Consider the following 12583-nt stretch of genomic DNA (forward strand, 5'->3'; position numbering starts at 1 on the left):
GTGTCGTAGCGCTGGAAACCCAAGCCGCCCTCCCCGCGCTTGCGCGAATGGGCGGCGAACCGTGTCCAGAGGCGAAACCCCATGGCGTTCCGCGCGGTAGCCGCTTGCGAGGAACGCAACAATGAAGCGAATGCTGATCAACGCCACGCAGGCTGAAGAGCTGCGTGTTGCCATCGTGGATGGCCAGTCGTTGTATGACATCGACATCGAGCAGCCGTCGAAGGAACAGAAGAAGTCCAACATCTACAAGGGCCGGATCTTCCGCATCGAGCCCTCGCTGGAAGCGGCCTTCGTTGAATACGGTGGCGGCCGCCATGGCTTCCTGCCGCTGAAGGAAATCTCCCGCGATTACTTCCAGGCCGGTGTCGACCACAACAAGGCCGGCATCCGCGAACTGCTGAAGGAAGGCCAGGAGATCGTTGTCCAGGTCGACAAGGAAGAGCGTGGCAACAAGGGCGCCGCCCTGACCACGTTCATCTCGCTGGCCGGCCGCTACATGGTGCTGATGCCGAACTCGCCCAGCGCCGGCGGTGTCTCCCGTCGCATCGAGGGCGAAGACCGGGCCGCCCTGAAGGACGCCCTGGACAAGCTGAACATCCCCGACGACATGGGCGTGATCATCCGTACCGCCGGCGTCGGCCGCGATGCGGAAGAGCTGCAGTGGGATCTGGATTACCTGCTCAACGTCTGGCGCGCCATCGCCGAAGCCGCATTGAGCAAGCCGGCCCCGTTCCTGATCTACCAGGAATCGCGCCTGATCGTGCGCGCCCTGCGTGACTACCTGCGCGCCGACATCGGCGAGATCCTGGTGGACACCGAGGAGATGTACGAGCACGCCCGCGAGTTCATGCAGCAGGTGATGCCGCAGACCCTGCGCAAGCTCAAGCATTACAAGGACGACATCCCGCTGTTCAACCGCTTCCAGATCGAATCGCAGATCGAAGGCGCCTACGAGCGCAACGTGCGCCTGCCGTCGGGCGGCTCGATCGTGGTCGACCAGACCGAAGCGCTGACCGCCGTCGACGTGAACTCCTCGCGCGCCACCAAGGGCAGCGACATCGAGGACACCGCCTTCCAGACCAACCTGGAAGCGGCCGAGGAAGTGGCCCGCCAGCTGCGCCTGCGTGACCTGGGCGGCCTGGTGGTGATCGACTTCATCGACATGGCCTCCAACAAGCACCAGCGCGAAGTCGAGAACCGCCTCGCCAACGCGCTGAAGTACGACCGCGCGCGCGTGCAGGTCGGCCGCATCTCGCGCTTCGGCCTGCTGGAAATGAGCCGCCAGCGCCTGCGCCCGAGCCTGGGCGAGTCCAGCCAGATCGTCTGCCCGCGTTGTGACGGCCACGGCCGCATGCGCAGCGTCGAGTCGCTGTCGCTGTCGATCATCCGCGTGGCTGAAGAGCATGCGATGAAGGAGAACACCGGGCAGGTGCTGGTGCAGGCCCCGGTGGAGATCGCCAATTACCTGCTGAACGAAAAGCGCAGCGCCCTGCGTGAGATCGAGCAGCGCCACGAGGCGCCGATCGTGATCGTCGCCGACGAGCAGCTGCACACCCCGCACTACACCGTCACCCGCCTGCGTGAGAACGAGCTGGGTGAAGAGAGCAACAAGCCCAGCTACCAGCGCGGCACCCCGCGCAAGCTGCCGGTGCACGCCCTGACCAAGGGCCAGTTGAACATCCCGCCGCCGGCCGTGACCCAGGTCAAGCACACCTCCCCCGCTCCGGTGCGCGAGGAAGTGGAGCCGGCCGCAGCGGCACCGGCCCCGGTCGTGGCAGCGCCGGTTGCAGCGGCCCCGAGCGGCGGCGTGATCGGTTGGCTCAAGCGCGTGTTCGGTGGCGAACCGGCGCCGACACCGGCACCGGCGGCTCCGGTCGCCCGCCAGCAGCAGGACGGCGGCCGCAAGGACCGCAACAAGGATCGCAACAAGGACCGCAAGGACCGTCGCGACGACAACCGCGGCAACGGCGGCAACGGCAACGCGCAGCAGCAGAAGGACGGCGGCAACCGCAAGGAGCGCGGTGAGCAGCGCAGCAAGGACGGCCGCAACGGTAACAACGGCAATGCCCAGCAGCAGCCGCAGCAGGGCAAGCAGAAGGAGCCGCAGCAGAAGGATGGCCAGCACCAGCCGCAGCAGCAGAACAAGCCGCGCAACGAGCAGCAGGGCCAGAACCCGCAGCAGCCGAAGCTGAAGCAGCCGAAGCAGCCGCGCCCGCAGCAGGACGGTGACAAGCCGGCCGAGAAGCCGCAGCGCAACGCCGCCGAGGCACCGGCCGAAGCCGTGACCGCGGCTGCAGCCGTGGCCGCCACGGCGGTCGCCACCAATACGGTGACCGCGCAGGAAGCGACCGCGCCGGTTGCTCCGGTGGCCGCCGCTCCGGCCGAAGCCGCAGCACCGGTCGACACCACTGCCAACGCCGCCAGCGAGACCGAGGTGGTTGCGGTTGCCGGTGAAGAGGCTGCAACCGACGCCAATGGCGAGCAGACCGGCGAAGGTGCGACCCGCCGTCGTCGCGGCCGTCGCGGTGGCCGTCGCCGTCGTCGCGGTGGCGCCGAGAACGCCGCCGGCAGCGACGCTCTGGGCGATGACCAGGACGATGGTGACGACGGTGACGACGCCGACGGCGCCGAGCCGAGCGTCGACAGCACTGCCGGCACTGCGCCGGTCGCTGCTGCGCAGCCGGCCCGTTCGCAGCCGGAGTTCGACTTCGATGACGAAGCCGAACCGGCCGCTGCCGATGCCGCGAAACCGGTCCGTGCTGCCGCCGCTGTTGCCGCCGCACCGGTTGCCGTGGTGAGCAGCGCTGTGGTCGAAGCCGCCGCCCCGGTCGTGGCTGAAGTGCAGGCCCCGGTCGAAGCTGCTGCGAAGACCGAAGCGGTGTCCTCGCCGGTGCAGACCAGCATGCTCGATGCCATCGACGCGGCGACCCCGGCCCAGCCGGTAGCCGCTGCCGCGCCGGTGACCGAAGCCATTGCGCCGGTGACCGAAGCAAAGCCGGTCGCAGTTGCAGCCGCCCCGGTGGTTGAAGCCGCTCCGGTGATCGAAGCGAAGCCGGCGGCGGTCGAGGATGCGCCGGTGGTTGAAGCCAAGCCGGTGGCGGTCAAGGCTGCGCCGGTCGTTGAAGCCAAGCCAGAGATCGTTGAAGCCGCTGCGGCAGTTGAAGCCAAGCCGGTGGCCGTTGAGGCCGCGCCGGTGGTTGAAGCCACGCCGGTCGTCGAGCCCGTCGTGGCCGCCGAACAGCCGGTCGCTCCGGTGGCGGTGGAAGCCGCGCCGATCGAGGCCGCTGCCCCGGTCGCCGAAGCGGTGGTGACGCCGTCGATCGACCCGGTCGCCGATGGCCATGCCGACGCTGCGGCCCAGGCTGCAGAAGCCAAGACCGATGAAGAAGACGAAGAGGCCGCCAAGCGCACGCCGCCGGCGAACTGATCGCTCCTTGATCGCGTGAAAACGAAACGGCGGGGATCAATGATCCCCGCCGTTTTTGTGTGTGCGTTTGGCGCTGGCTTCGCTTTGGTAGAAGCCAACCTTGGTTGGCGCCGTTGATTGAGTGCACGTGGACACGCACGCGCCAACCAAGGTTGGCACCCACCAGGGCACACCCCGCGCACGGTCACTGCTTTGGTAGAGGCCAACCTTGGTTGGCGCCGTTGATTCAGTGCACGCGGACACGTTCGTGCCAACCAAGGTTGGCACCTGCCGGAGCCTGCTCCGTCAGGGCTTCGGTGCGAACTGCAACCGGGTCCACACGCCGTAGTGGTCCGAGGCCCAGCGTCCGCTGTCATCGGGCTGGTCGAACAGCAGCTTCGCCTCGCGCGCGACCATCTCGTCCTGCTGGAAGAAGATGTGGTCGATCCGCGACGGCGCCTGGTAATAGTGGCGGTTGAGCGTACTGACCCCGGACAGGTCGGTGTTGACGTGCACGCTGCCGTAGCTGTCGCCGTAGTGGCTGCGCAGCTCGCTCAGGTCGCCGGCATCCACCAGCGCATTGAAGTCGCCCGCGATCACCACCGGCGCACCGGCCGACGTCGTAGTGATGAAGCGCAGCAGGTCCTCGACCTGGGTGCGACGGATGCGCTGCCCACTCTCATCGCTGCGCTCGTTCAGATGCGTGGCGTAGACGTTCACCGGCGTGCCGTCGACGTCGATGCGCAGGTGAGCCACGGTGCGGTAGTCGTCCAACGGCAGCAGCAGATGATCACCACGGGCGAGGATCGGCCGCCGGGTCAGCAGCGCATTGCCGTAGCGCTTGGGTGCCCCGACCGGATCGGTGGACACGAACACGTACTTGTAGCCGAGTTGGCTGGCCAGCCATTGCGCCTGGTTTCGCACGTTGCGGCGCTGGATCACCTCCTGCAGGGCAACCGCATCCGGCTGCAGGCGCTTGAGCTCGGCCAGGATGGTGCGGCGCCGGCTCGGCCAGTCTTCGCGGTCATGATGCAGGTTGAAGGTGACCATGCTCATACCCGCTGCGCTGGCAACGTCGGGCGCCGCGTTCGCGGCAGCCGGCTCGGCCGCCATCACCGCGCCCGGCACTGCCAATGCAATTGCCAGCCCCAGGGCACGCACCGACGTGCGCACCCTTGCCCCCTGTTGCTTCATCGTTACTGCCCCTTGCGTTCGGCGCGGCGCACTGCGCTCGGTATGTCGATCTCAACCCGCGCCGGCAGCTGGTGCACGTGCAGTTCCTTGTTGACCCACTCGGCTGCTTCGCCGTTGATACTCGCCTCGCCCGGATCACCGGCGTATGGCCACGGCAACACCACGCCTCCCACCGGTGGCACCAGGCCCGGCTGCACCTCCAGCACCAGCTGCTTGTCGCTGCGCTGCAGGCGGTAGTTGAGCTGGCCCTGCGGCGTGCGCAGGCCTTGCACGGCGATGCCCTCGCCCTGCAACCACGCGGTCGGTACGCCGGCGGCCAGCACCAGTGACTCGTCCATGTCGCGGTTGTAGGCGAACATGTCCAAAGCCGAGCGCACGAAGTCCGAAGCCACCCAGGCGTGTGGCAGGTCGCCAACAAAGAACGGCTTCCGCGGCGTACGCGAAACCACCTCGGCCCACTGGTTCCAGGCCTGCGGTACGCGGTCCTTGAAGAAGAACTCGGTCGCCTGCCAAGCGCGATCGCGCCAGCCCAGGCGCACGAACGCAGCCACGTTGCGCCATTCGTAGGGCGTGTAGTCCTTCCACTCGCGCTTGCCGTCGCGACGGGCAACGAACTCGTTCCAGTAGCGTTCGAAGGTCGCCTCCAGCGCCTGCTGCGGCAACCTGCCCTGTTCGCCGCCCGGGGCCAGCGCGATGGTCGTCGACGTCGCGTCGAAGTCACCCAGCTCGGCCGAGCCCGGCAGGTAGTCGATGTTGTGCTGCTGCATCGCCGACAGCAGCGAGGCCTGCAGATCATCCCGGAACTGGTCGCGCGACTCGGCGATCTGCATCGCCTCGACCTTGCCCAGCTGGGTCGCCAGCAGGGCTGCGTCCTTGTAGCCGCGCAGTGCCCAGAAGTTGTCCCAGTACGAGTGCATCGGCTTGGCCGAATAGCCTTCGTGGCTGATCGAGGCCGGCATCATGCCGTAGAAGGCCGGGTTGCGTGCCCGGTTCTCCTCGGTGCGCTCGCTGGCGCGCAGTTGCTCCATGTAGCCGTAGGCGCCCTGCACATGCGGCCACATCAGCTCGGTGAAAGTGCTGTCGCCGGTGTAGCGCCCGTACTCGGCGATGCTGTAGATCAACTCGCCATGGCTGTCGTTCTCCGGCACCGGGTCGCTGCCGCGGGCATCGACGCAGCACGGCACCTTGCCGTTCTCGAACTGATACGGCGCATACCAGTTGATGTAGTCGCGCACCGCATCACTGCGGCCCATGCGCAGCAGGCCCTCGGAAATCATCGCGCCATCGCGGATCCAGCTGCGCGCATACGAACGCGTGCCCGGCTGCAGGCGTGGGCCGACGCGCGAGATCAGCATGTGCGCGACCGCGGTGCGCAGGGTATCCACCAGCGCCTGGCCCGCAGCCGGCACCTGCAGCGAGACCACGCCCAGCTTCTTGCGCCACTGCTCGGCCACCTGCGCCTGCGCCTTGGCCACGTCCAGCGCCTGCGGTGCCCAGCCACCGGTCTGTGGCAGCACCACCGCCACTTCACGGCTCTGGCCGGGCTCCAGCTTGATCGTGTACATCAGCGCACCCGACGCCATGCCGGTGCTGTCCTTCACCGCTGTGGTCGCCGGGTACGTGCCGCTTTCCAGATGCATCGCATCAAGCTTGCCGTCGAACGTACTGGCAAAGCGCGCGTCCGGCACCTGCAGCGGGTAGATGCGCGGCTCACCGTTGACCCGCACCAGCTGCTCACCCACGTCCAGTGCATCGATGCGGCTGAAACCACCGACGGTGTTGAGGAACTGGGTGGGCGGATTGACCTGCCACGGGCGGATCGCCAGCGCCAGGGTGTACTCGTGCGCGACCTTGTCCGGATTGCTCAGGCGGTAGCGGCCGATCAGCTGCGCGCGCTCCGGCGTTCCCTGCACGAAGCTGGTCACTGCCAGGCCGACCTTCTCATGCACCCAGTCGACGTTGGCGATCGGCAGGTAGTGATCCTGCAGCGACTGGGTCATGGCCACCTTCGACCAGTCCAGCAGCTTGCCATCGAGGCGGATGAACGGCTCGATGCTGAAGCTGCCCTTGGCCGGCTCCAGTGCGCCATCCTCGCTGATCAATGCCTGTTCCTGGCCACCATCGAGGCCGAGCAGGGTCCAGTACGGCTGCTCGCCCACATAGGCACGAGGCAGCGAGCCGCGTGGCAGGTCGGCAGCGACCGAGGACAGGAATGCGTTCGGGGTGGAAGCAAAGGCCAGCGGCTTGAGCGCGATGTCGCGGATGCCGTAGCGCCAGTTCGGGCCGTCCTGCAGATCGAAGCGCACGTAGCGCGCATCGGTGTCCGGCAGCGCCAGCCAGTCGCGGCCACCGGCACCACTGGTGACTTCGCGCACGGTGCGCCAGTCGCGGCCATCCTCGGAGGTGCGCACGGTGTAGCGGCGGGCTTCCAGGTTCGGCAGCCAGTCGATCACCGCACCACCGATCTCGCGGCTCTTGTGCAGGTCCAGGCTGATGGTCTGTTGCTTGACGCCACCGCTGATCCAGAACGTATCGCTCTTGCCGTCGATCATGCGGTCCTGCAGCGCGGTGGCGGTATCGGCGATCACCGACGGCACCAGCGCCGAGTCGTCCTGGGCTGGCAGGCCCTGCAGGGTCAGCTTGTCGAAGCACACTGTGCCGCGGCCGCCGACCTTGCTGTAGATCGTGAACTCGACCGCAGCGCTGCGTGCCATCTCTTTCTCGGGCGACGGCCCCCACGCCTTGTCGATCTGGCGACGGCGATACTCGACCGGCGTCCACGCCTTGGGGAAACTGTAGCCGGGACGATTGACCCACCAGACGTTGTCGCCGCTGGCATCGATCAGCTTGAACTGCAGGTCGTTGCCCGGTGAATCACCGCGCAGCTGGAAACCGAAACGGTAATTGACCGGGTATTCGATGTTCAGCGCGCGGCGGATGCCGACGTAACCGGAGACATCGTGGAAGTCATAGTCCAGGCACAGCGCGCGGCCACCACCGGCACCGCTGACCGGTCGCAGCGATCCGCTGACCTGGTCGGACAGCACCAGCTTCCAGGCTGCGATGTCGTCGAAGTCGTCCAGCACCTTCGGTGCCGGCAGCGCCGGTGGTGCGGCGATCGCCAGGGAGGTCCACAACAGGCCCAGTCCAACGGCGATCGCTCGCTTCATCCTTTGACGCTCCCCAGCAACAGACCTTGGATGTAGTACCGCTGCAGCACCAGGAACAGCGCCAGCACCGGAACCACGGTGACCACCGCGCCGGCCATCATCATTTCCACGTCCATGATGTGCTCGCGCGAGAGGGTGGCCAGCGCCACCGGCAAAGTGTAGTGCTCCTGGTCGGTCAACACGATCAACGGCCACATGAAATCGTTCCATGCGCCCATGAAGGTGAAGATCGCCAGGGTCACCAGCACCGGCTTGAGCATCGGCAGCACGATCTGGAAGAAGATCCGCAGCTCCCCTGCCCCGTCGATGCGGGCCGCTTCCAGCAGTTCGTCCGGAATGGAACGCGCGTACTGGCGCACCAGGAAGATGCCGAACACGCTGGCCAGCGCCGGCACGATCACGCCGCCGAAACTGTTGACCAGACCGAGCTGCTTCATCAGCAGGAACAGCGGCAGCATCGCCACCTGGGCCGGAATCACCAGCGCCGCCATCAGCACCTGGAACAGGCGCTCGCGGCCGACGAAGTTCAGCTTGGCGAAGGCATAGCCGGCCATGGTGTTGAGCAGCAGCGAACCCAGGGTGATGCCGACCGACACCAGCAGGCTGTTGGCGAAGTTGCCGCCCATGCCGGTGCGCGCGAACAACTCATGGTAGTTGCGCGTGGTGATGCTGGACGGCAGCAGCGGCGGCGGGAAATGGGTCGCCTCGCCCTGTGGCATGAACGAAACCGAGAGCATCCACAGCAGCGGTGCCAGGCTGACCAGGGCCAGCACCAGCAACGCACCATTGATCAACCACGGGTACCAGCGCGACTGGCCGATTTCACGACTCATACCAACTGCCTCTTGCGGCCGAAACGCAGCATCACGGTGGTCACCGCCAGGATGATCAGGAACAGCAGGAACGCCACCGCGGAGGCGCGTCCCAGGTTCCACCACTTGAAGCCTTCCTCGAACATGAAATACAGCACGCTGACGGTGCTCTGCAGTGGGTCGCCGCGGGTCATCACATACGGTTCGGCGAACAGCTGGAAGTAGCCGGACACGGTGATCACGCCGACCACCAGCAGCACCGGGCCGAGCATCGGCAGGGTGATGTGCAGGAACTGCTTCCAGCGCGAGGCACCGTCGATGCGGGCGGCCTCGTACAGGTCGTGCGGGATGGCCTGCAGGCCGGCCAGGAAGATCACCATGTTGTAGCCGAAGTTCTTCCACACTGCGAACAGCATGATGGTCGGCATCGCCCAGTTGGGATCACCCAGCCAGTCGATCGGGCTGATGCCCAGGTGGCCCAGACCGTAGTTCACCAGGCCGTAGCTGGTATGGAACAGGTAGCGCCAGATCACCGCCACTGCCACCAGTGTGGTCACCACCGGCGCGAACAGCGCGGTGCGGAACAGCGCCTTGAAACGCGCGGCAGGTGCATTCAGCAGCATGGCTGCGCCCAGCGACACGCCGATCGACAACGGCACGCCGATCAACACGAAGTAGGTGGTGTTCCACAGCGACTTCCAGAACATCGGCGTCTGCAGCAGATCGATGTAGTTGCCGAGGCCGACGAAGCGCAGGTTGCTGCTGTCGGCCAAGGCATACAGGTCGAAATCGGTCACGCTCAGCGCCAGCGCCGAGGCGACCGGCAGGCCGAAGAACATGCCCAGCACGATCAGCGAGGGACCGGCGAAAACCCAGCCGGCAAGCGAGGTACGTTTCATTGCGCGCTCCCGGCGGCCACGGCACTGCTCGATTGCGGCGACGGCACGCGCTGCTGCAGGCGTTCTTGTTCATGCATCCAGCGACGCTTGGCCAGCACCTTGTCCACGCGCTGGTCCAGCTCTTCCACGGCCTTGTCCTGCGCCAGGCCACCACGCACCACCTTCTCGGTGACGATGCGCATTTCCTGCACGATGCGCTCCCACTCAAGCACCTTCGGCGTCGGCTTGACCCGCTCCAGCTGGTCACGGAACGCAGCGGCCAGCGGATCGTTGGCCAGCGACGGCGCGTTCCAGGTACTGCGGCGCGGCGGCAGGTCGCCGATGATCGAATGGAAGCGCGCCTGGATTTCGGGTCGCGACAGGAACTCGATCAGCTTCCACGACGCCTCCTTCTGCTGCGACTTGCGGAAGATCACCAGGCTGGTACCACCGGCAATACCGGCGCCCGGGCCGTCCGGACCCGGCAGCGCGGCCGTACCCCACTGCCCTTCCAGTTCCTTCGGCTGCAGCTTCTTGAACTCGCGGATGTTCCAGGGGCCGGAAATGTAGAACACGTTGAAGCCACGGAAGAACTCATCCCAGACGTTGGAAATCTGCGTCTCGGACATCTTCGGCGCCCAGCCCTGCTCGAACATGTTGGCGTAGAAGCCCAGCGTGCGACGGAAGCCCGGGCTGGCGAAATTGCCACGGGTGTCGTCGTCGCGCAGCAGCGGATCGGGCTGCTGCAGCGCCAGCGACAGCTGCTGCTCGAACTCGTTGATCGGCATCAGCACCGCATAGCGGTTCGGGCCCTGCATGCGCTTGATCGCCGCCATCTGCTCGTCCCACTCCTGCCAGGTGCGCGGCGGGTGGTCGTAGCCGGCCTTGGCCAGCAGGTCCTTGCGGTAGTAGATCAGGCGGGTGTCGACGTACCACGGCACGCCTACCAGTTCGCCGTGGATCACATTGGTATCCCAGATGCCCTGGAAATAGTCCTTCGGGTCGACCACGGACGAACGCTGCACGAACGGCTGCAGCGGCGTCAGCGCGTCCAGTTCGGCGAACTCCGGCACCCAGGTGTTGCCCAGCTGGCACACGTCCGGCAGGCCGTCCGCGGCGAACGCGGTCAGCAGCTTCTCGTGCGCGGCGGTCCACGGAATGTTCTGCACATCCACCTTGATGCCCGGATTCTCGGCCTCGAATTCATGGATCAGCTCGCTGACCACCTCCGCCTCGCGGCCCATTGCCCAGAAGCGCACGGTGGTGGTGCCCGGTTCGGTACGGGCGCAGCCGGCCACGGCCAATACGGCCAGGGCAGGCAGCGCCCAGCGGCGCAGGCGGTCGATCCAGTTCGGCATCGGGTTACTTGCCCTGGCCTGTATTGCGGTTGGCATTGTTCTTCTGTTCCTGCGCGGCAGCCGCGCGTGATTCGGCGATACCCACCGCGCGTGCCGCCGCGGCCTTTTCGTCTTTCTGCAGTTCCAGCGGCTGGAACGAACCTTCCGGTGCCAGCCAGCCACCGCTGAACCCGGCCCGTTCCAGGCCCTTGCGGATGTACGGGTTCTTCTTCATCACTTCCCAGACGAAGTCATCGCGGTAGTTGGCGATCATGGTCAGGATCGGGCCCTGGTCGATGGCGATGTAATCGCTCGCGACCCAGCCGCGATCCGGCACCAGGCGGCCGGTCTTGATCGGGATGTCGTAGTTGAAGCTGGGGTTGAACGAATCGAGGAAACCGTAGCTGGAATAGATGTAGTCGCCGTAGCGCTTGTGCATTTCCAGCGTGGCCGGGATCACCTGCTCGGGCGCGAACACCACCGAGGCGATCGCGGCGGTGGGGGCAATGGTGCCGTCATCGAAGTTCTCGCGCAGGCCGGCGCCGCGCGAGGAGTAGTGGCGGAACTGGCGCTGCTCGCCGCGGTACTCCTGGGTGGTGTTCTGCGGGCCGTCGCTGGCGGTCAGGCCCCATACGTTCTCGCCATAGTCCTTCCACTGCATCGGGTTGGCGATGGCGTACTCGCGCTGGGCCAGGGCAGCCGAGCGGCTGTTGAGGAAGTAGGTGCTGCCGCGCTCGCGCATGTACGCGTCCTGGATGTCGCGGAAGTCGATCCAGACATGGCTGTACTGGTGGCCGAACAGCGGGCCGAACGACAGGTATTCCTGGCCCTGGTAGACGCCCCAGTCGTTGTCGTAGGTGCGCGTCCACACTGTCCACGCATCCGGGCTGACCGGGTGCGTCGGCGAACCCAGGGCAAGGATGTAGACCATCATCGCCTCGTTGTAGCCCATCCAGTCGTGGTCGATGAAGCCGCTCTCCGGGAACCAGCCCATCGAGATCAGCGGCGCACGCTGCTGCAGCCACGGCCAGTCGACCTTCTTGTACAACGTGTCGGCGATCTGGCGGATCTCCTTCTCTCGCGGATCGTCACCGTCGTAGTACGACTGCGCGAACAGCACGCCCATCATCAGCAGCGCGGTATCCACCGAGGACAGTTCAACCCAGCTGTCGTAGCGACGCCCTTCCTGCATGTCCAGGAAGTGGTAGTAGAAACCCTTGTAGCCGGCCTTGCCGGTGCGCTGCGGGCCCATCGGCACGTCGCGGAAGAACTTCAGCGTGGTCAGGGTGCGGTCGATCGCCTGGTTGCGGCTGACCCAGCCGTTCTCGATGCCGATCGGATAGGCGGTCAGCGCGAAGCCGACCGAGGCGATGCTGGCGAACGGTCGCGACGGATAGCGGTCCGGGGTCAGGCCGTTGATCTCGTTGGTGGTATCCCAGAAGAACTGGAAGGTACGCCGCTCGATGTCATCGAACAGCGGCGGCAGCACCGGCTTCATCGGCCGCGGCGGTGCGTCGGCCTCGATCAGGATCACCGGCGGCCGCGGCTTGGCAGGTTCCTGCTGGGCCGGCTGGCAGGCGGCCACGGCCAGGCTCAACGCTGCGGCGGACAACAGATGGCGTGCCTGCATGGCGCGATTTCTCCGGTGGTCTGATCGATGGGAAAGCATACCGTCCAATGATCTGAAATCGTTTACAAGATGCGTTCTGAAAAAACCACGAAAAACGTGGTTTGACACCGCGATCATTGCCCATGCCGCTGCCGCCTGGCCGGCAGCGGCATGGGG

Annotated in this window: 7 protein-coding genes; 1 reads left to right on the top strand and 6 read right to left on the bottom strand. The window is 66.2% G+C overall.

Going from position 1 to position 12583, the window contains the following annotated elements; translation table 11 throughout:
• The first annotated feature begins 121 nt into the window (after nucleotides 1-121).
• Nucleotides 122-3427 carry an Rne/Rng family ribonuclease gene (locus ACMZ91_RS14895; RefSeq protein WP_414578571.1) on the top strand — a complete coding sequence of 1102 codons (3306 nt, stop codon included), beginning with the start codon at nucleotides 122-124 and terminating at the stop codon, nucleotides 3425-3427.
• Between the two features lie 285 nt (nucleotides 3428-3712).
• On the opposite strand, the gene ACMZ91_RS14900 is transcribed toward ACMZ91_RS14895, so the two are convergent.
• The 6 genes from ACMZ91_RS14900 to ACMZ91_RS14925 are packed head-to-tail and all read right to left on the bottom strand — an operon-like array spanning nucleotide 3713 to nucleotide 12427.
• Complete coding sequence (locus ACMZ91_RS14900) at nucleotides 3713-4600, bottom strand: endonuclease/exonuclease/phosphatase family protein (protein WP_149909184.1); 888 nt, start codon at nucleotides 4598-4600, stop codon at nucleotides 3713-3715.
• 2 nt (nucleotides 4601-4602) lie between these two features.
• On the bottom strand, nucleotides 4603-7770 hold the full coding sequence (locus tag ACMZ91_RS14905) for a discoidin domain-containing protein (RefSeq protein ID WP_277779142.1): 3168 nt from the start codon (nucleotides 7768-7770) through the stop codon (nucleotides 4603-4605).
• Entirely contained in the window at nucleotides 7767-8603 is an 837-nt protein-coding gene (locus ACMZ91_RS14910; RefSeq protein WP_006378064.1) for a carbohydrate ABC transporter permease, read from the bottom strand. Before ACMZ91_RS14910 ends, ACMZ91_RS14905 begins: the two co-directional genes overlap by 4 nt.
• Complete coding sequence (locus ACMZ91_RS14915; protein WP_032129770.1) at nucleotides 8600-9481, bottom strand: carbohydrate ABC transporter permease; 882 nt, start codon at nucleotides 9479-9481, stop codon at nucleotides 8600-8602. The genes ACMZ91_RS14910 and ACMZ91_RS14915 overlap by 4 nt, the downstream gene beginning before the upstream one ends.
• On the bottom strand, nucleotides 9478-10818 hold the full coding sequence (locus ACMZ91_RS14920; RefSeq protein WP_149909182.1) for a sugar ABC transporter substrate-binding protein: 1341 nt from the start codon (nucleotides 10816-10818) through the stop codon (nucleotides 9478-9480). The genes ACMZ91_RS14915 and ACMZ91_RS14920 overlap by 4 nt, the downstream gene beginning before the upstream one ends.
• A 4-nt stretch (nucleotides 10819-10822) precedes the next feature.
• Entirely contained in the window at nucleotides 10823-12427 is a 1605-nt protein-coding gene (locus ACMZ91_RS14925; RefSeq protein WP_032129772.1) for a glucoamylase family protein, read from the bottom strand.
• Nucleotides 12428-12583: the final 156 nt, after the last annotated feature.

Source organism: Stenotrophomonas sp. FR024 (genome assembly GCF_047500745.2).
Taxonomy (GTDB): Bacteria; Pseudomonadota; Gammaproteobacteria; order Xanthomonadales; family Xanthomonadaceae; genus Stenotrophomonas; species Stenotrophomonas maltophilia_A.

Bases quoted from the DNA above. Each gene is read 5' to 3' on its own strand.
- ACMZ91_RS14900 (WP_149909184.1), bottom strand. From the start codon at position 4,600: ATGAAGCAACAGGGGGCAAGGGTGCGCACGTCGGTGCGTGCCCTGGGG.
- ACMZ91_RS14920 (WP_149909182.1), bottom strand. From the start codon at position 10,818: ATGCCGAACTGGATCGACCGCCTGCGCCGCTGGGCGCTGCCTGCCCTG.
- ACMZ91_RS14915 (WP_032129770.1), bottom strand. From the start codon at position 9,481: ATGAAACGTACCTCGCTTGCCGGCTGGGTTTTCGCCGGTCCCTCGCTG.
- ACMZ91_RS14910 (WP_006378064.1), bottom strand. From the start codon at position 8,603: ATGAGTCGTGAAATCGGCCAGTCGCGCTGGTACCCGTGGTTGATCAAT.
- ACMZ91_RS14925 (WP_032129772.1), bottom strand. From the start codon at position 12,427: ATGCAGGCACGCCATCTGTTGTCCGCCGCAGCGTTGAGCCTGGCCGTG.
- ACMZ91_RS14905 (WP_277779142.1), bottom strand. From the start codon at position 7,770: ATGAAGCGAGCGATCGCCGTTGGACTGGGCCTGTTGTGGACCTCCCTG.
- ACMZ91_RS14895 (WP_414578571.1), top strand. From the start codon at position 122: ATGAAGCGAATGCTGATCAACGCCACGCAGGCTGAAGAGCTGCGTGTT.